Raw genomic sequence first — 16,465 nt, 5'->3', positions numbered from 1 at the left:
GCTGAATCAACGCGACAGGGCGAAACCGATACGCGCCGCCCAGCGGTGCTGGTTGTAGTCGAGAAGGTCCTCGCCATAGCCGTTGAAATAGCCGATCCACAAGTACCCGCCCCAGGCATTGCCGAACAGTTTGGCGAGCGGGTATGTGAATTGCGCATCGACGCTGCCATACCACGATTTCGTGCCCTTTCTCAGCGTGGTGGCGAGTTGCCAGCCATCCGGGCTGCCGTACTTGATCAGCAAATCGACGTAGCCGCGATAGTCGGCAATATTCGAGTTCTCCCCTGCGATGTGCGTGTACCCATAGATCTTCGGTGCGACGGTCAGGTGGTTCGCATTGATGTCGCCGAAGTCCCAGATCGGCTTCACGTAGAAATAATCGAGCCCGCGCGACTCCGGTCCGTCCTCTCCGTTCGAATCGTGCTCGTAGCCCGCCTCGATCCCCATGCGGGTGAACCATTTCGACCGCCAGCCGGTGTCCTCGAGGTAATAGAACAGCGCGGGCATATAGCTCGTATCGCGGAACGGCGCGGAATACTCGTTGATGTCCCACAGGGAGGTTTGCGTATACGCGAAATAAAGGTTGTCGACGAAACCTCGCGAGCGCGGATCGTCCGGCAACACAAAGCGGAATTTGAAGCTGACCTGGAATTTCGCGAGATCGTTGTCGTTCGAGGCAAAGCCGTCCGCGAAATAATTCGGCTGGTAAAACGAAAAGCGGCCCGTGATCATGGTGGTCAAATCGGGCACGAGCGAGTTCGTTGGCTTCACCGTCGAGGGCGGCATTTGCGCGGCGAGCGATTCGTTGCCGGCCATCGGGCCATCGGCCGGCACGATGGCGAGCGGGGTCGATGCGGGCGCAACCGCTGCCGCCACCGGCGCAGGTGCGGTCGCCGATGCCGGCGTGGCCGCATTCGCCATCGCCTCGTGCGGCTTGCGCGTCAGGATAACGACCGACGGCGACACGTCCACGCCCGGCACATCCACTCTCACGGCGCCGCGCGCCCACTCGGGCCACGGCGCGCGATAGCTCACCGCCTTCATTTCGCCGGCCGCGAGCCGCACGTGCTCGGGCGCACCGGCATCGCGCGTGAGCAGCACGGTCCTCGGCAATTGTTCGCCGTTGGTGAGCGCAATGCTCAACGTGCGAGGCACGTCGACCGAGGTGCCGGAGGGCGCATCGCCCGTATAGACAATCGTCACCACGAGCGGCTCGTCGGACCTGGCTTCGCGCGGCGGCCGCATGATCGAGACTGCTGCGCGGCTCGCCGGCACATAGCCCGCGAGCGTGGCCGCGGCCAGCGCGAGGCACGCCAGCCTTCCCCATGGCCGACGGACGCCCGGTTCGAAACGTAAGGTGGATGCCCTGCAAGTTGCAATTGGATTCGCCACGTTGCCTCCTTCTATCGCCAGAACGATTCGCCGCGCAGCGAATCCAGTCGATGCTGTTCTACGAGTGAAGCGTGGTGCTTTCGGGAATCGTGCCCTATTCCCTTGTGTTACAGACAGGCCGCCAGAATTGAATTGTTTGCTTGCGCTGCTATGATCAAAACGGTTCGTTCCGGGTCGCCGGCATTGACCGGCGAACGCTTTTCGCGAGGACTGACAATGAAACCTGTCCTGCTTGCACTAGCCCTGCTCGGCACTTCTACATGCTGGGCGCAGGCCAGCGCTCCGGCTGCGTCGTCGCATCAGCATCACGCTGAAACCGTCGACGACCGCGTGAAAGAATTGCATGCCGAACTGAAGATTACTCCCGCCGAAGAGGATAAGTGGGCGAAAGTGGCCGACGTCATGCGTAATAACGCCAAAACGGTCGACGACCTGATCCAGCAGCGGCACGACAACGCGCAGCAGCAAACCGCGGTGGAGAACCTTCAATCGTGGAACGAGATCGCCCAGGCAAATGCCGATGGCAGCAAAGCGATGCTCGACGCGTTCTCGGCGCTCTACGCGGATATGCCCGATGCGCAGAAGAAGCTTGCGGACGCCGCTTTCCGGCCCGAGCAGGCGCACACGAAATAACCAGCCGCGAGCGCCGGCAATGCGCGCTCGCGACGGAGGGTCGACGATGAAACTCCGTGTGTTGAAGTTTGCATTCCTTTGTATCGCGCCGACGCTGTGCGCGATGCAAACCGCACAGGCGCGCGTGAACGTCAATGTGGGCGTGGGCATCGGTATTCCGGGGGCGTTCTATGCGCCGCCGCCACCCGTCCTCTTCATGCATCCGGCGCCCATGTGGCCGCCTCCGGTCGTGTATTCGCGCCACGGCTTTTCTCCGTGGCACCATCCGCCGCATTTCAGGGGGCCGAGACACGTCCGGCATCCGGGCTGGGGGCCGCCGCCGCCGCGCTGGCGCTAGAGCCGGCCGTGCTGTAATTCGCGGTAAACAAAAAAAGCCACGGCTCGCGAAAGCCGTGGCTCGTCTTACGCCTCAAGCGCGCATCAGGCGCCGAGCGCGGGATCGCTATAGCTCGCGCGGCCCGTTTCGACGTGGCCCGCAATGCGGCGCACGAACGTCGAATCGCTGTCGACCGTGATCGTCAGGTCGTACCAGCCGTACGCGTTGCGCAGGTCGAGATAGAGCTGCTCGGTGTCGCCGCCGGTTACGGTGCGCTGGATCTTCGTGCCCGGGTCATACGCGTTGACGATCGTGAACTGGCAACGCGCACCGCCCCGGTTTTCGAGGCGCAGTTGCAGGTTGCCGTTCGCCACGTCGTAGCCCTCCGACACTTCGGGGTGCGCCGTTGCGTTGCCACCGAACCAGCTCGATTTGACCTGCGTACCCGCGAAGCGGCGCAGAAAACCGTTCGGTCCATGCACGGTGAAGTCGTACGCGCCGGTCGCGCCAATCGCGAACTTGTCTTGCAGATGCTTGCCGGCTTCGACCGTATAGGTGCGCGGCGCATCGGTGCTGCCCGCCGCGTAGACGAGGAACACGGCGCCCGCGCGACCCGAATTGACGAAGCGCGCAGCGACGTCGCCCGTACCGGCATTCGCGTCGAAGCGCACGAACAGTTCATACGGCAGCGCGCGCGCGTTGCGCACGCCCGCTTCCTGCTTCGGCACGCTGCCCACGGCGGGCGGGACCGGCACGTAGTCGGGGTGACGGAGCTTGTCGGGCGGCGCATAGCCCGTCGTGGAAGGCAGCGCGGGAATTGCCGCGTTGGGCGTGGCGAAGTTGAATGCCGACGTGAGGTCGCCGCACACCGCGCGGCGCCACGGCGTGATATTCGGCTCGCGCAGATCGTGATGCACACCGAAGCGCTTCTCGATGAAGCGGATCACCGATGTATGGTCGAACGTTTCCGAGCACACCCAGCCGCCGCGCGACCACGGCGAGACCACGAGCATCGGCACGCGCGGCCCGAGGCCATACGGGCCCGCCGCGTACTTGCTGCTGCCCGGGAAAATCTCGTTGGTGGTGTCGACGGTCGAGAGGCCGTTCGCGCTCGAAGCGGGCGGGAACGGAGGCGCGAGGTGATCGAAGAAGCCGTCGTTCTCGTCGTAGTTCACGAGCAGCACGGTCTTGCTCCACAGGTCCGGGTTCGACGTGAGAATCTGCAGCACCTGATCGACGTACCATGCGCCGTAGTTCGCGGGCCAGTTCGGATGCTCCGAATACGCTTCCGGCGCAACGATCCACGAGACCTGCGGCAGTGCGTTGTTCGCCACGTCCTGCTTCAGTACATCGAAATAGCCGCCGCCCGCGAGCACGTTCGTGCCCGTGCGGGCGCGGTCGTACAGCGGATTGCCCGGCTGCGCGTTCTGGTATTGATGGAAGTACAGCAGCGAGTTGTCGCCGTAGTTGCCGATGTACGGGTTGTCGCCCGTCCAGCCCCATGAGCCATTGGCGTTCAGACCTTCGCCCTCGTCCTGATAGATCTTCCACGTAATGCCCGCGCTTTGCAGCACTTCGGGATACGTGGACCAGCCATAGCCCGCTTCCGCGTTGTCGATCACCGGGCCGCCGCCGCTGCCGTCGTTGCCCACCCAGCCGGTCCACATGTAGTAGCGGTTCGGGTCGGTCGCGGTCATCGTCGAGCAGTGGTACGCGTCGCAAATCGTGAAAGCGTCGGCGAGCTGGTAGTGAAACGGGATGTCGTCGCGCGTGAGGTACGCCATCGTCGTCGTGCCCTTGGCGGGCACCCACTGGTCGTAGCGTCCGCCGTTCCAGGCAGCGTGCGTCGTGGTCCAGTCGTGCGGCAGATCCTGGATGAACTGCAGGCCGAGGTTGGCCGCGGTGGGATGGAACGGCAGCACTTCGCCCGCGCCACCGGCCGCGAGCGGCTGGTTCCACACCGGCTTGCCGGTGGGCAGCGTGATCGTGCGCGTGTCGCCGAAGCCGCGCACGCCGCGCAACGTACCGAAGTAATGGTCGAACGAACGGTTCTCCTGCATGAGGATCACGATGTGCTCGACATCGCGGATGCTCCCCGTGCGATTGTTCGCGGGAATCGCGAGCGCGTTGCGGATGCCCTGCGGCAGCATCGTCAGGGCGGTGGCCGAACCGGCGCTCATCGCGGCGGTGCGGAGAAAGTCACGGCGGCTTCTCGATGTCATCTTGTGGTTTCCATCTTCAGGTTGAGAATGGCACGCGCGGCACGCCGCCCGGACGCTCGGCAGGCGGCAACGCAGCGCGGCCGGGTACGTCAATCGGCGGTGTGGATTACGGGTGTGACAAGCGGTTCGATTTGCGCGGCTTGTGCGTCCTGCTGGCTCCCGATCGCAGGTGGCCTGGCCGGCGAGCGCACGGCGTTCGCGGGCAACGCTACGCCGGCGTTTGCCACGCTGTTCGCACTATCTGGGAGAGTCGATGCGGCCGCATCCGGCGCCAGCGTGAATGCGTTGGCAAGCTGCGGGCTCTGCAGCTGGCTGCCCGGCTGCGCTTGCGCGAGTTCGCGTGCGGCGTTGGTGGTGAGCGCGGCGCGCGTGTCGCTATCGCGTGCGCTGCAAGCGCCAAGCGTACAAAGCGCGGCCGCGCATGCAAGCAGCATGGCGGGCGCACGCGTGGTGGCGAATGCATCGGGCAAGCTCAAACGTTTGCGCGATGCGCCTTGCAAAAGCAGGCGCGCCGGCGCGGATTCGACCGTCATCGAAGTCTCCGTCCAGATAGAGGCACAACAACGGCTCGAGGAGCGGCCCGAGCGGGGCCTCGCGCGCAATTTACGTAACAGCGCCTGCAACAGCGCAGGCAGCGGCGAGGCAACGCCGAAGCATAGCGAAGCCGCTTTTAAGTTTTGTGACGATGCGTGGGGCCGCTCGAATGGCGGCGCAGGCGGATTAGTCTTGCGCGTCGCGGATCTGCAGTTCCGCGTATCCGGTCGAGGAATCGAGTTCGCGCGAGAAGCGATGGCCGGGCAGCAGCACGAGCAGCAGTTCGGCCGTGGTACGCACCGTGCAGCCGCGCGCGACGTGGCCGCCGAACACGCGGCCTTGCGCGTCGGAGACGGACATGTGCAGATGCGCGCCATCGGGCGACACGGAGCCCGCGAGTGTGAGGATTTCGAGGTCGCCGCGCAATTCGGTCGGCGTTTCCACGCCAGCGAATCGCAACTGCGCGACACTCAAGCTGCCGATACCCTGGATGACGAACGCCGCATGCGAGGCGTGCTGGCCGAGCAAGCCTTCGACCGCGACGCGCAGGTCGTCGCCGGGAGACAGCCGTACGGGATGGATTTGCATGCTGGGCTCGGGGGCGTCACCGCTTTGTCGCATTCGGCACAGGTTAGGCCGGGATGGAGGATGAGGCAAGTCGCAAGATGGGCAACGGCCCGCACGAAGCGGGCCGCCCTTTGACTCACACCTTCAATCGCCCATCACTGATGCGCGTAGATCGAACCGAAGCCGGGAATGTCATGAGGCGCCGATGCCGTAGCCACGCCCGCTGCCGACGAACCCTCCGCCACGCCGCCGAATGCCGATGCCGCCGCGCCGTTCTGCGCACTCACCTTCGCTTCGGCCGCTTCGATATGCTGCGGATAGTCGTTGTAGTCGGCGGCCGGGTTGTAGCCGGCCTTTTCGAGTTGCACCAGTTCGGCGCGGACCTGAGCACGCGTGAGCGGCTCGGCCGACTGCGCGAAGGAGACGACGGGAACAGCGACCACAGCGGCAGCGATCAGCGACTTGATGAGTTTCATGGTGTCCACCTGTAAGCAATGAGTTGGTTCGGTCCATATTTGCGTGGCTCGTGCGTCCAGTCCTTTCGATGTCTGCCTGGCGACGTCGCTGACTGGCATGGGTGTATTTGAACGCCCGCACGTATCCCGCTTGTTTCCACCAACCCCTGCTTTTGCAAGCCTCCTTGTCCATTGCTCCGGCGGATACACAACGATACAAAAACCCCGCCTACTCCCGCAACTCGCTGAGCGACACGCCGTTCGGACGCAAGCGCAGGCGCGTATCGATGCGCTGCCACGGCAAATCGGCAGGGTCGGCGGCCATGGGGCCAGGCGCTTTTGCCACGAGATGCGCGGAGGCGATCGCATCGAAATCCGCGCGATAGTGGACCGAGCTCTTGTTGACGAGAATCTTCATGCGCTCCGGTTCGATACCCGCCGCGCGATACAGGTTGCGGTCGAATATCTGCATCTTCACCGAACTGACCGCGATCCTCACGCCGTCGATGCGCAGGCACGCCACCGGCCCGATCTCGGTCCACATGCCGTTCATCATCGGGCCGTCGAAGCGCACGCGCCCATCGGCGAGATGCTCCACGACGAAGCGCCCGGCGAGCGGCGCGTCGCCGGGCACGCCCGTGCCGCCCGCGAGCGCCAGTTCGATCGTCGCGCCCACGCCCGCTTCATGCGCCTTGGCCGCCGCCTGCGGGTCCCAGATCAGGCCCACGGCCGCATCGCGCGCGCCCTGGCGCAGCAGTGCGCGCACGAGGCCCATGGTGTTCGAGTCGCCGCCCACGCCCGGGTTGTCCTGCGTATCGGCGATGACGACCGGTTGCGTGGCGTGCTCGGCCAGACGCATGGCTTCGCGCACGGCGGCGTCGGGGTCGAGAAAGCGCACGTCCCAGTCGCGCTCCTGCCCGACGATGGCCGAAGCCAGCGCGTTCACCGCCGTCACCACGGCGGCTTCGTCGAAGCCATAACCCCACACGGCCGCGCCGCATTCGGGGAAATCGGAGGCGGGAAAACCCGGCGCGAACGAAAGCGAGACGACCGAATCGTCCTCTAGCTGCGCGAGATGCGCGTACGTGCCGCGCGCCGGTTCCGCGAGCGTGCACATGCCGTTTACCGGAATCAGGAACGGAATGCGGCGCACGTAGCGCTTGAGCCTGCGCCCGGGCTCGGCGACGAGACGCGCGAGGATTTGCGCGGCGCGCGCGCCCGTTTCGGCCATGTCGACATGCGGATAAGTGCGATACGCGACCATGGCGTCGGCGTGCGTGAACATCTGCTCGGTCACGTTGGCGTGCAGATCGAGCGAAACCACCAGGGGCATGTCGCTACCCACGATGGCCCGCACACGCGCGAGCAGCGCACCTTCGCCGTCGTCCAGATGCTCGGTGACCATCGCGCCGTGCAGGTCGAGATAGATCGCGTCGAAGCCGCCGCGCCGCACGGCATCGATAATTTCGCCGGCAATGCGCTCGAACGCGTCTTCGGTCACGTGCGCGGAGGCGCTGGCCCCGGCCCAGATGACCGGCACGAGCGTATGGCCGGCCGCTTCCGCCGCCTGGATGAAGCCGCCCGCGGGCACGTTCACGTCGCGCAGCGAGAGCACGTCGGCGCCGCGCGTGAGCGGCGGAAAGCCCTCGCCCTGCACGAAGCTTTGATAGCTGGCTTTCGTCGGGGCGAACGTATTGGTTTCGTGCTGGAAGCCCGCGATGAGAATCTTCATTTTCCTTTACCTCACTTGCATAGGATGACTGATCAATTGAATTGCTTGCCGTGCCTTGAAGGCATAACGTGCGTTCAGCGCTTCGCGCTAGAGAGCCTGACCGAAAGAATCAGCAGCGCGCCGACGAGCGACACGCCCCCCATGGCGAGCAGCGCCGGCTGCAGGCTGCCCGCCGCCGTCTTGATCCAGCCGATGGCAGCAGGCCCCCAGAATCCGCCGGAAAGTCCGATGGTGTTGATGAGCGCAATGCCACCCGCCGCGGCCGGTCCCTTGATGTACTCGGGCGGAATCGCCCAGAAGACCGTGTAGGCCATCCACAGCGCCATCGTCACGAGCGTGAGCAGCGCGAGCGTGGGCGCCAGATGGTTGCCGGTGGCCGCGCATAGCGCGAAAAGCAGCGCGGCGGCCGCTGCCGGTATGGCGCAGTGAAAGCGCCGCTCGCCGAGCCGGTCGGAACGGCGGCCCATATAGAGCATGCCCACCGCCGCCGCGACATACGGAATCGACGTGTACCAGCCCAGCGTGATCAGATTGCTCACGCCCTGCGCCTTGAGAATGGCGGGCAACCAAAAGCTGATGGCGTAAATCGACGCGATGATGCAGAAGTACGCGAACGCCAGCACATACACCTTGCGATCGCGCAGCACGCTGCCGAACGAGGTGGCGTGCGCCTCGGGTGCACCGACCTCGGCTTCGATCTGGCGCTTTTCATCATCGCTCAGCCATGCGGCGTCGGCCGGGCGATCGGGCAAATAGAAGAACGTCGCGATGCCAAGCACGATGCACGGCAGGCCTTCCACGAGAAACATCCATTGCCAGCCCGCGAGTCCCGCCTTCCCCGCCAGCGTACTCATGATGGCCGCCGAAACCGGGCCGCCGACAATGCCGCCGATCGGGCCGGCGAGGAACACCATCGCGATAGCGCGCGCCATGCGCGAGGGACCATACCAGCGTGAGAGATAGAAGATCATGCCCGGCGCGAAACCGGCTTCGAACACGCCGAGCAAAAAGCGCATGGCGTAGAACGCGGGAACGCTGCGTACGAACAGCATGCACGCCGACGTGATGCCCCACAGCACGAGAATGCGCCCGAAGGTCTTGCGCGCGCCGATTTTCGGCAGCAACAGGTTGCTCGGCAATTCGAACAGCACATAGCCGATGAAGAAGATGCCCGCGCCCACGCCATAGGCGGCATCGGAGAAGCCGAGGTCGGTCTGCATCTGCAGCTTGGCGAACCCGACGTTTACGCGGTCGAGGTAAGCAAACAAATAGCAGATCAGCAGAAACGGCAGCAAGCGCGCGTTGATCCTGCTGTAGAGCGCGGAAGCGTCGAGGCTTCTCGCGCGGGGAAGAATGGCGGCCATGTCCTGTCTCCTGGTGGTGGGCGTCGTGCGCAATACCATCCTGGCCAGGGCATAATTCGCCAGCAAGAGCAACAAAGTTCACACATCGTTCATATTCAGGCAACAGTCCCGTTGCTTCACTTACGCGAACGAGGGCGCGATGCGCGAGATCAATCAGCAGCGGCTGCGTTATTTCCACGAGGTGCTCACGCACGGCACGATCCGCGGCGCCGCGGACAGCCTGAACACCTCGCCCTCGGTCATCACACGGCAAATCAAGCTGCTGGAGGACGAGCTGGGCGCGCAACTGTTCGAGCGCCAGGCGCGCGGCGTGAAGCCCACCGAGGCGGCGGCGCATCTGCTGGAGTTCTGGCGCGGCTATCGCGCGCAGCAGGAGAAGTTCGAGGATCAGTTGCACGCGTTGCGCGGGCTCCAGCAAGGCCGCGTGGATCTGGCTGTAAGCGAAGGCTACGTGGATGCGCTCGTCGCCGAGGTCATCTCGCCGTTCTGCGCGTGTTATCCGAAGCTCGACGTGAGCCTCACGATGCTGCCTGTGGACGATGTGCTGGGTGAAGTTGCCGAAAGCCGTGCGCATATCGGGCTTGCCTTCAACCCGCCGCCGCATGAGCGCATCGAATACCGCGCGAGTTCGGCGCAGCCCGTCGTGCTGCTGGTGCGCCGCGACCATCCGCTCGCGCTGCGCGGCACGCCCGCCACGATCGACGACCTGCTTGCGTGGCCGCTCGCGTTGATGCCGAGCACGTTCGGCATCGGGCATCTCGCGAAGATGCTGGCGTTCGCGGAGAACGTCGAGATTCGCGCGACGCTCACCACGAATTCGCTTACCGCTCTCAAGCGTTTTGTCGCCGTGGAAAACTTCGCGACGCTGATTGGCGAGTTCGCCGCCTCGCGCGAGATCGAGGCCGGTGAACTTGTGACCGTGCCGATCGATCACGCGCTCTTTCAAGGCACGAAGGCGCGTGTGCTCGTGAAGTCGGGGCGGCCGCTTGTTGCGGCCGCGCATGAACTGCTTGAATGGATCCTGCGGCGGATGACGATGTTTCAGGCGGCGGCCTAGAGCGTGTGCATGCAGGCCTCAGTATGCGCGAGGCCCACGCTGTCACCCAAACCGCACGCAATACACCGGCGGCAAGTGCGCCGAGACGAGTTGCCAGTTTTCGCCGCCGTCATCCGAGGTCCATAGCGCACCCGTTGTCGACCCCATGGCAAGACGCGTTCCGGAGTCGTCGATATCGAGCCCATGCCGGTACACGATGTCGTACGCGGGCGCTGCCGGCAACCCGTTCGAGAATCGTTCGAACGTGCGCCCGCCGTCGCGCGTGCGCGTGACGACGAACTGGCCATCCACGGGAACGCGGTACTGGTCCTTTTGCGCCGGCACGAACCACGCCGTATCGGGCTCGCGCGGATGCACCACGACCGCGAAACCAAAGCTCGACGGCTGCGCTTCGATACGCCGCCAGTGCGCCGCGCCATCGGTCGAGCGGAAGATCGCGCAGTGATGCTGCGTCCACAGCACATCCGGGTTCGCCGCGCATTGCACCACGCGGTGCGGGTCCTGCGCGTTGGGCTCGCCGCGCAGCTCGGGCGGCATGTAGTCGGCTTCCATGCCCTCGGCAGTGAGGCGCCAGGTCGCGCCGCCGTCGCCCGTTTGCCAGACGCCGCCACACGACACGCCCACCGTGACGTGCTGACTGTCGCGCGGATCGACCATCACTGAGTGAATGCCCGGCGCGTCGTAGCCGCCGCCCGCCCATTCGCGCCGCTCCGGGCGGTCCCACAGCGCGCGGTTCAGTTCCCACGTGTCGCCGCTGTCTGTGGAACGAAACAGGCCGCCCGGTATTGTGCCCGCCCACAGCACGCCCGGCTCGTCAGCGCCGCCAGGCTCGAGCGACCAGATCTGCTGCAGCGACCACGGCGCGGGCAAACGCCCCAATGCATCCGGTTCGTTGGCCTGAATATCCTCGGCAGGCTGCGGCGGATACACCGGCACCGCGCACTCTTCCCAGTCCGGCATGCCCGCGCGCCTGCGATGCAGCTTCACGCCGAAGTGGCCGAGATTGAGCGCGGCATAAAGCGAGCCGTCGCGCGTGTCGGGCATCACCATGCTCACTGGCTCGCCGAAGAATTCAGGCTCGCCGATGGTCCAGCCGCCCTCTCCGTCGGCTTGCATCACGAATAGCCCCTTGCGCGTTGCGACTAGTAGCCGATCGCTCATTTCGCATGTCTCCTGTCGAAGCCCTGCTGCTTATCCACCGGACAGCGCCTGCACGACATACACCCGGCTCGCCGCTCCGAGCGTATCGCTCAGATGCTCGCGGTCGCGCAGCCGCACGCCATCCACGAACACCGCCAGATGTTTGCGCAGCGCGCCCTGATCGTCGAGGATATAGCCGCGCAAACGCGGCTGCTCGGCAAACACGGCATCGAACGCTTCGCGTAGCGTGCGCGCGTCGACCTCGCGCTCGGGCGTCGCGACGTGCCGCTGAATGGAAGCTGCGAAAAAGAGGTGCGCCATGGCGGGCCGGCGGTGCGGAAGTGGCCGCATCCGCCGGTTCTGTAGTGTAGGCCATCCGCCGTGGGCTTCGAGGCGTTGCCGTACCCCCAAGCCCCGTGTCCTGCGATGCAGCGCAGCAAGCAAAGCCAGTCGTTAAGGTGTACTGCCTTCCGGTTTGGATTTGCCGTGCAGGCAAGGCGTCGGCAAGCGCATGCGATACAGCGAAATCGCCTGGATCGTGAGCACGCAGAGAATCGCTGTGCCGTAAGCGGCCAGCAGGTTCCAGTGTGTGAGCGTGAGGCTCAGCACGAAGAAGAACGAGGCGAAGCCGAGCAACCCCGTGGTCATGCCGCGCATCAGTTGCTGCGCCGCCTCATGGCCGATCATGCGATGCGCGAACACGGCGAGGATGATCGCCATGAACGGAAACGACGCGAGCACGCCGCTCGCCTCGGGGCCGACGTAAGGCGCGATCAGCGTCACGCTCACCACGAGACCGGCGATGAGCAACATGCGCGAAGGCAGATCCCACCACGGCGGCGTGAGCCGCGCGGTCCTTGCCGGCTTGTTGGGGATGAGGTTCAGCGCAAGCGCGATGGACAGAATCGCGAAGAGATAAAGTCCGTGGGCCGGCAGCGCGCTCCATTGCAGCAAGAGGGCCACGAGGGCGAACGTCGCGCCTCCCGCTGCGAGCGCCACCTTCCAGCCGCGCGCAGCCACCCGGCAATAGGCGACGCAAAATGCGGCCTGCGCCGCCGTTGCCACGAGCGAGCCCGACGTGGCTTGCGCCGCGAACGCCGGGCCGTGTTCCAGCGCGAGAAAAACCGAGACCGGCCCCGACGTGAGCGGCAGCCCCACGAGCAACCCGCCGACCGCTTCGCCCCAGCGGCGAGCGGCAAGACTGGCGGCCATCAGCAACAACGGCGTAACGACGAGCTTGAAAAGCAGAAGATCCATGATGAGCGACGCAATGCGGAGAATGCCAACTTTCGGGAATGCGCGGCCGGCGTAGCACGAGTTACCTTACGTCCCGCGGCTTTGTGCCCATATTGAAGCGCGCCAACGTGGCTGACAAACCATTTGTCGTCATATAATGCGTGAGCAAAACTCACACATACTGCACGCATCCCGCTCCATGTTCGACCGCCTTCCCCCGCTGCAAACGCTGCGCGCCTTCGAAGCCACCGGGCGGCTCCTCAGCATGACGCTGGCGGCGCAGGAACTGCACGTCACGCATGGCGCCGTGAGCCGCCACATCAAGACGCTCGAAAGCCATCTGGGCGTGGCGCTCTTTCAGCGCCTCACGCGGCGCATCGTCCTGACCGAGGCGGGCGCCGAGTTCCTGCTGGCCGTGAACCGCGCGCTCGCTGAATTGACCAAGGAGTCCGAGCGCCTGCGCACGCACGACAGCGTCACGCGACTGAAGATCAATGCCAGCGTGTCCTTCGCGAACCGCTGGCTCGCGCCCCGTCTCTATCGCCTGAAGGCCCGCCATCCGGAACTGGACGTGCACCTCGACGTGACGGACAAATACGTCGACCTGAACGACTCGGACGTCGATGTGGCCATTCGCTACGGCAGCGGGCGCTACCCGCGCGTGCTGGCCGAGCGCATTCTGGACGAGACCGTGACACCCGTTTGCAGTGCTGACTATCAGGCGAAGATGGGCGGCATGGCCTCGGTGGAAAGCCTCGCGCGCTGCACCTTGCTGCACGAGGGCGGCATGCTCGCGAACTGGGAGCAATGGCTGGCGTTGGCGGGTTTGAGCGGCGTGCGCAGCGATCGCGGCACGGCGTACAGCCACGGGAGCCTCGCGATCGAGGCGGCGATACGCGGCGAAGGCGTGGCGCTCGGGCGCAGCGTGATCGTGGCGGACGACATCGCGGCTGGGCGGCTGGTCGCGCCGTTTGCGCAGTTGCGTCTCGAGTCCGAGCGCGGCCATGACCTCGTCTACCGCATCGGCAGCCGCGACGATCCCAAGGTGCGCGCCGTGCGCGACTGGCTCGCCGACGAAATCCGGATCTTTCTTGCCGAGGTTGGCTAAAGCGAGACAGCGCGCCGCTCAGTAACCGAGCGCCACCTTCGCGAGCATGCCGCACGCCACGCACACGAGGATGGCGGCGAACCCCATCTGCGTGTGCCGCGCAGAGACGCGATGCGAAACGTGGCGGCCCAGCACCATGCCCGCGACGGTCGCGACGCTGAACCAGAGCGTGAGGTCGAGCCGCAGCGGCACGCCGTGCAGCACCGTCGCCACCACGCCGCCGGAGCCCACGAGCGCGATGACCATCAGCGACGTCGCGACGATGCCGTGCATGGAAATATTCGTGAGCTTGCGCAGCATGGGCACGATGATGAAACCGCCGCCCACGCCGAGCAGACCCGTCATCAGGCCTGTCAACGCGCCGGTCGAGGCGAGCGCGAGCGCGGTGGTTTTCGACCAGACGAGGCGCCCCGTGTCGGGATTGATGCGACCCACGCAAAGCGGCGACGCTTCCTGCAGCGCGCGCTTTTTCCCGATGGTTTGGCGCAGCAGCCGCACGGCCACGAACAGCATGACGCCGGCGAAGAGCGCGAGCAGCAGGCGCTGCGGCATGGCTTGCGCGAGGCGCACGCCGAGCCACGTGGTCGGCACGCCCGCCAGCGCCATGCAGAACGCCGCACGATAGCGCACGAGGCGCTTTCTGAAGGCTTCGAGCGCGCCGATCCCCGCGCTGCTCGCCACGGCGATCAAGGCGACCGGCGTGGCCTGCTGCATCGGCCAGCCCATGCCCACCACGATGGCCGGCACGGCGAGAATGCCGCCGCCAGCGCCCGTGAGTCCCAGCAACGCGCCGATCATGGCGCCGAGAACGAGTGAAACGATCATCGCGCTTCGATGGTCATCGTGACGTTGAACGCCGGGATCAAGCGGTCTCTGCAAGCGCCGCTGCCGGCAGGCACGGCGCCACGGCGCGGCGGATGCAGTCCACCGCGAAATCGACGTCTTCCGGCTTCGTGAAGCGCCCGAAGCTCAAACGCACCGTGCGGTTCGCCGCTTCCTCGCCCACCCCGATTGCCGTGAGCACATGCGAAGGCGTGCCCGCCGCCGAGTTGCAGGCCGACGTCGAGGAAATCGCGAGGTCGCCGGTCAGCAGGAACGGGAAGAAGCCCGGCAGATCGATCGTGAGGCTCAAGGTGTGCGGAATGCGCTTCGCGCGCGCGGCATTGAGCGTGACGCCCGGCAGTGCGAGCACCGCGGCCAGCAGGCGCTCGCCGAGCCCGGCGATGCGCTCGCTGTCCGCCTGCAGCGCCTCGCGCGCGATCACGCACGCCACGCCCATGCCGACGATCTGGTGCGTGGCCAGCGTGCCCGAGCGCAAGCCGCGCTCGTGGCCGCCACCGTGCATTTGCGGCGCGATGCGCTCGAAGGCCTCGCGGCTCACGTAGATGGCGCCAATGCCCTTCGGCCCATATACCTTGTGCGCCGACATCGAGAGCAGGTCGATGCCCATCGCTTTCACGTCGATGGGCGTCTTGCCGAGCGCTTGCGCCGCATCGACATGCAGCAGCGCGCCTGCGGCGTGCACCACGCGCGCAATCGCGGCGACGTCGGTGAGCGTGCCCAGTTCGTTGTTGACCAGCATGAGCGAGACGAGCCCGGTATCGGGCGTCAGCGCCGCGGCCACGGCCTCGGCCGTGATTTCGCCGTGCGCGTTCGGCGCGAGCCGCGTGACGGCCATGCCGCGCGCTTCGAGGCTCGTCATCGTGTCGAGAATGGCCTTGTGCTCGAGCTGGCTCGTAATCAGGTGGCGCTTTTGCGTCGCGCGATCCGCATAGCCCTTGAGCGCGAGATTGTTCGACTCGGTCGCGCCGGAAGTCCAGACGATCTCTTCGGCATCGGCGCCGATGAGCGACGCCACGTCCTTGCGCGCCTGCTCGACGAGCCGCCGCGCCCGCTGGCCCGCGCCATGCGAGCTGGAGGCCGGATTGCCGAAGTCGCCTTCCATGCCCAGACAGCCGAACATCGCCTCGATCACCCGCGGGTCCGCCGGGGTGGTCGCGGCATAGTCAAAGTAACGCAAATCGCCCTTCTCGCTCATCTTCGTTTCTCGCACAACGGAATTTCGAGAATGCTACGCGTCGGGCACTAAAAAATGATTCCAAAATTAAGCGGATTCTCCAAAGAGAGGAGTATCCATTTCTACGCGAGAGGCCTCTTGCGAAATGAAATTCTCGACCAAGCCCGAGACGTAGCGTGGCGCGGGCCGTTCTTCTGCGTGGGGAGCTTCGATGTACGGGGTGTTTCCGCTGTGAGCGCGCGGCGCCGCGTCACTCTTCGGGTGTCGCGATGTCTGCGCGGATCAGCTCGTCGGCGAGCGTGAGGGCCTGTTGCCGCGCGAGCGGACCCGATGCGCAAGGCCCCGGACGCGGGCAGCCGTCGAACGGATAGATGAGCCGCCCATCGGTCTTGCGGCGAATACGCAGCAATCCGTAGTAGCGGCCCGCGCCGTCGATCTGCTCGCCGCAGAAAACTTCGTAGTCTTCCACGGTGGTCGGGCGGCGCATGGCCGGTTTCGGCCGTTTTTCTGGCATGTCGGCACTCCGCGAATATCCAGGACGAGATAGGCGAAATACCCAGCAAACGTCGCGCCTGGCGCGCCGTTGCCGCCGTGCCGCCGACCTTGCCCGCACGATGCGGCGTCGCACGGAAACCGGCGATAACGGGCACAATACGCGCCTACGCCGCCGCACCGCACGCGTGTTCGCGATT

Annotated in this window: 16 protein-coding genes and 1 pseudogene; 4 read left to right on the top strand and 13 right to left on the bottom strand. The window is 65.6% G+C overall.

Features of this window, described 5'->3' with window-relative positions:
• Positions 1-6: 6 nt before the first annotated feature.
• Entirely contained in the window at positions 7-1,392 is a 1,386-nt protein-coding gene (locus FAZ97_RS30815) for a phospholipase A (protein WP_233271983.1), read from the bottom strand.
• Between the two features lie 150 nt (positions 1,393-1,542).
• Here FAZ97_RS30815 and FAZ97_RS30810 point away from each other — a divergent pair, with 150 nt between their 5' ends.
• Together FAZ97_RS30810 and FAZ97_RS30805 are read left to right on the top strand one after the other, a co-directional pair.
• Positions 1,543-2,025: a Spy/CpxP family protein refolding chaperone gene (locus tag FAZ97_RS30810; protein ID WP_233271982.1), complete on the top strand. Its 483-nt coding sequence runs from the start codon at positions 1,543-1,545 to the stop codon at positions 2,023-2,025.
• 46 nt (positions 2,026-2,071) lie between these two features.
• Positions 2,072-2,362 carry a hypothetical protein gene (locus FAZ97_RS30805; RefSeq protein ID WP_158762576.1) on the top strand — a complete coding sequence of 97 codons (291 nt, stop codon included), beginning with the start codon at positions 2,072-2,074 and terminating at the stop codon, positions 2,360-2,362.
• 83 nt (positions 2,363-2,445) lie between these two features.
• Here FAZ97_RS30805 and FAZ97_RS30800 read toward each other — a convergent pair whose 3' ends face one another.
• The 6 genes from FAZ97_RS30800 to FAZ97_RS30775 all read right to left on the bottom strand — a co-directional run bounded on the left by FAZ97_RS30800 (position 2,446) and on the right by FAZ97_RS30775 (position 9,215).
• Complete coding sequence (locus FAZ97_RS30800; RefSeq protein ID WP_158762575.1) at positions 2,446-4,563, bottom strand: phosphocholine-specific phospholipase C; 2,118 nt, start codon at positions 4,561-4,563, stop codon at positions 2,446-2,448.
• An 89-nt stretch (positions 4,564-4,652) separates the two neighbouring features.
• Entirely contained in the window at positions 4,653-5,096 is a 444-nt protein-coding gene (locus tag FAZ97_RS30795; RefSeq protein WP_158762574.1) for a hypothetical protein, read from the bottom strand.
• 187 nt (positions 5,097-5,283) lie between these two features.
• Positions 5,284-5,685, bottom strand: coding sequence for a PPC domain-containing DNA-binding protein (locus tag FAZ97_RS30790; RefSeq protein WP_158762573.1), 402 nt, complete (start codon positions 5,683-5,685; stop codon positions 5,284-5,286).
• A 134-nt stretch (positions 5,686-5,819) separates the two neighbouring features.
• A complete protein-coding gene (locus tag FAZ97_RS30785) occupies positions 5,820-6,140 on the bottom strand; it encodes a DUF4148 domain-containing protein (RefSeq protein ID WP_158762572.1) in 321 nt (106 codons plus the stop codon).
• 208 nt (positions 6,141-6,348) lie between these two features.
• On the bottom strand, positions 6,349-7,851 hold the full coding sequence (locus tag FAZ97_RS30780; protein WP_158762571.1) for a M81 family metallopeptidase: 1,503 nt from the start codon (positions 7,849-7,851) through the stop codon (positions 6,349-6,351).
• 74 nt (positions 7,852-7,925) lie between these two features.
• On the bottom strand, positions 7,926-9,215 hold the full coding sequence (locus FAZ97_RS30775) for an MFS transporter (RefSeq protein WP_158762570.1): 1,290 nt from the start codon (positions 9,213-9,215) through the stop codon (positions 7,926-7,928).
• A 139-nt stretch (positions 9,216-9,354) separates the two neighbouring features.
• Here FAZ97_RS30775 and FAZ97_RS30770 point away from each other — a divergent pair, with 139 nt between their 5' ends.
• Complete coding sequence (locus tag FAZ97_RS30770) at positions 9,355-10,272, top strand: LysR family transcriptional regulator (protein WP_158762569.1); 918 nt, start codon at positions 9,355-9,357, stop codon at positions 10,270-10,272.
• A gap of 42 nt (positions 10,273-10,314) precedes the next feature.
• Here the strand turns inward: FAZ97_RS30770 and FAZ97_RS30765 are convergent, their stop codons facing one another.
• The 3 genes from FAZ97_RS30765 to FAZ97_RS30755 all read right to left on the bottom strand — a co-directional run bounded on the left by FAZ97_RS30765 (position 10,315) and on the right by FAZ97_RS30755 (position 12,669).
• Positions 10,315-11,433: a WD40/YVTN/BNR-like repeat-containing protein gene (locus FAZ97_RS30765; protein WP_158762568.1), complete on the bottom strand. Its 1,119-nt coding sequence runs from the start codon at positions 11,431-11,433 to the stop codon at positions 10,315-10,317.
• A 30-nt stretch (positions 11,434-11,463) separates the two neighbouring features.
• On the bottom strand, positions 11,464-11,733 hold the full coding sequence (locus FAZ97_RS30760; protein ID WP_158762567.1) for a ubiquitin family protein: 270 nt from the start codon (positions 11,731-11,733) through the stop codon (positions 11,464-11,466).
• Positions 11,734-11,865: 132 nt separating this feature from the next.
• Entirely contained in the window at positions 11,866-12,669 is an 804-nt protein-coding gene (locus FAZ97_RS30755; protein ID WP_158762566.1) for a hypothetical protein, read from the bottom strand.
• A 178-nt stretch (positions 12,670-12,847) separates the two neighbouring features.
• On the opposite strand from FAZ97_RS30755, the gene gcvA reads away from it, so the two are divergent.
• The gene (gene gcvA / locus FAZ97_RS30750; RefSeq protein ID WP_158762565.1) at positions 12,848-13,756 is read left to right on the top strand and encodes a transcriptional regulator GcvA; all 909 of its coding nucleotides are present in this window, start codon (positions 12,848-12,850) and stop codon (positions 13,754-13,756) included.
• An 18-nt stretch (positions 13,757-13,774) separates the two neighbouring features.
• Here the strand turns inward: gcvA and FAZ97_RS30745 are convergent, their stop codons facing one another.
• The 3 genes and pseudogenes from FAZ97_RS30745 to FAZ97_RS30735 form a co-directional block, all read right to left on the bottom strand.
• Complete coding sequence (locus FAZ97_RS30745; protein ID WP_158762564.1) at positions 13,775-14,581, bottom strand: sulfite exporter TauE/SafE family protein; 807 nt, start codon at positions 14,579-14,581, stop codon at positions 13,775-13,777.
• A gap of 40 nt (positions 14,582-14,621) precedes the next feature.
• Positions 14,622-15,794, bottom strand: a pseudogene (locus FAZ97_RS30740) (cysteine desulfurase family protein); the annotation flags it as partial.
• Between the two features lie 229 nt (positions 15,795-16,023).
• The gene (locus FAZ97_RS30735; protein WP_158762562.1) at positions 16,024-16,287 is read right to left on the bottom strand and encodes a DUF6723 family protein; all 264 of its coding nucleotides are present in this window, start codon (positions 16,285-16,287) and stop codon (positions 16,024-16,026) included.
• Between the last annotated feature and the right edge of the window lie 178 nt (positions 16,288-16,465).

Origin of the sequence: Paraburkholderia acidiphila (genome assembly GCF_009789655.1) — a bacterium.
In the GTDB taxonomy this organism is placed as follows: domain Bacteria; phylum Pseudomonadota; class Gammaproteobacteria; order Burkholderiales; family Burkholderiaceae; genus Paraburkholderia; species Paraburkholderia acidiphila.
Note: the sequence above shows the minus strand (reverse complement) of the source record. Positions and strands in the feature narration are given on the sequence as shown.

Excerpts from the sequence above, each read along its gene's own strand:
- FAZ97_RS30790 (WP_158762573.1), bottom strand. The coding sequence starts at position 5,685 with ATGCAAATCCATCCCGTACGGCTGTCTCCCGGCGACGACCTGCGCGTC.
- FAZ97_RS30735 (WP_158762562.1), bottom strand. The coding sequence starts at position 16,287 with ATGCCAGAAAAACGGCCGAAACCGGCCATGCGCCGCCCGACCACCGTG.
- FAZ97_RS30745 (WP_158762564.1), bottom strand. The coding sequence starts at position 14,581 with ATGATCGTTTCACTCGTTCTCGGCGCCATGATCGGCGCGTTGCTGGGA.
- FAZ97_RS30765 (WP_158762568.1), bottom strand. The coding sequence starts at position 11,433 with ATGAGCGATCGGCTACTAGTCGCAACGCGCAAGGGGCTATTCGTGATG.
- FAZ97_RS30795 (WP_158762574.1), bottom strand. The coding sequence starts at position 5,096 with ATGACGGTCGAATCCGCGCCGGCGCGCCTGCTTTTGCAAGGCGCATCG.
- FAZ97_RS30775 (WP_158762570.1), bottom strand. The coding sequence starts at position 9,215 with ATGGCCGCCATTCTTCCCCGCGCGAGAAGCCTCGACGCTTCCGCGCTC.
- FAZ97_RS30770 (WP_158762569.1), top strand. The coding sequence starts at position 9,355 with ATGCGCGAGATCAATCAGCAGCGGCTGCGTTATTTCCACGAGGTGCTC.
- FAZ97_RS30780 (WP_158762571.1), bottom strand. The coding sequence starts at position 7,851 with ATGAAGATTCTCATCGCGGGCTTCCAGCACGAAACCAATACGTTCGCC.
- FAZ97_RS30760 (WP_158762567.1), bottom strand. The coding sequence starts at position 11,733 with ATGGCGCACCTCTTTTTCGCAGCTTCCATTCAGCGGCACGTCGCGACG.
- FAZ97_RS30800 (WP_158762575.1), bottom strand. The coding sequence starts at position 4,563 with ATGACATCGAGAAGCCGCCGTGACTTTCTCCGCACCGCCGCGATGAGC.
- FAZ97_RS30805 (WP_158762576.1), top strand. The coding sequence starts at position 2,072 with ATGAAACTCCGTGTGTTGAAGTTTGCATTCCTTTGTATCGCGCCGACG.
- FAZ97_RS30755 (WP_158762566.1), bottom strand. The coding sequence starts at position 12,669 with ATGGATCTTCTGCTTTTCAAGCTCGTCGTTACGCCGTTGTTGCTGATG.
- FAZ97_RS30810 (WP_233271982.1), top strand. The coding sequence starts at position 1,543 with ATGATCAAAACGGTTCGTTCCGGGTCGCCGGCATTGACCGGCGAACGC.
- gcvA (WP_158762565.1), top strand. The coding sequence starts at position 12,848 with ATGTTCGACCGCCTTCCCCCGCTGCAAACGCTGCGCGCCTTCGAAGCC.
- FAZ97_RS30785 (WP_158762572.1), bottom strand. The coding sequence starts at position 6,140 with ATGAAACTCATCAAGTCGCTGATCGCTGCCGCTGTGGTCGCTGTTCCC.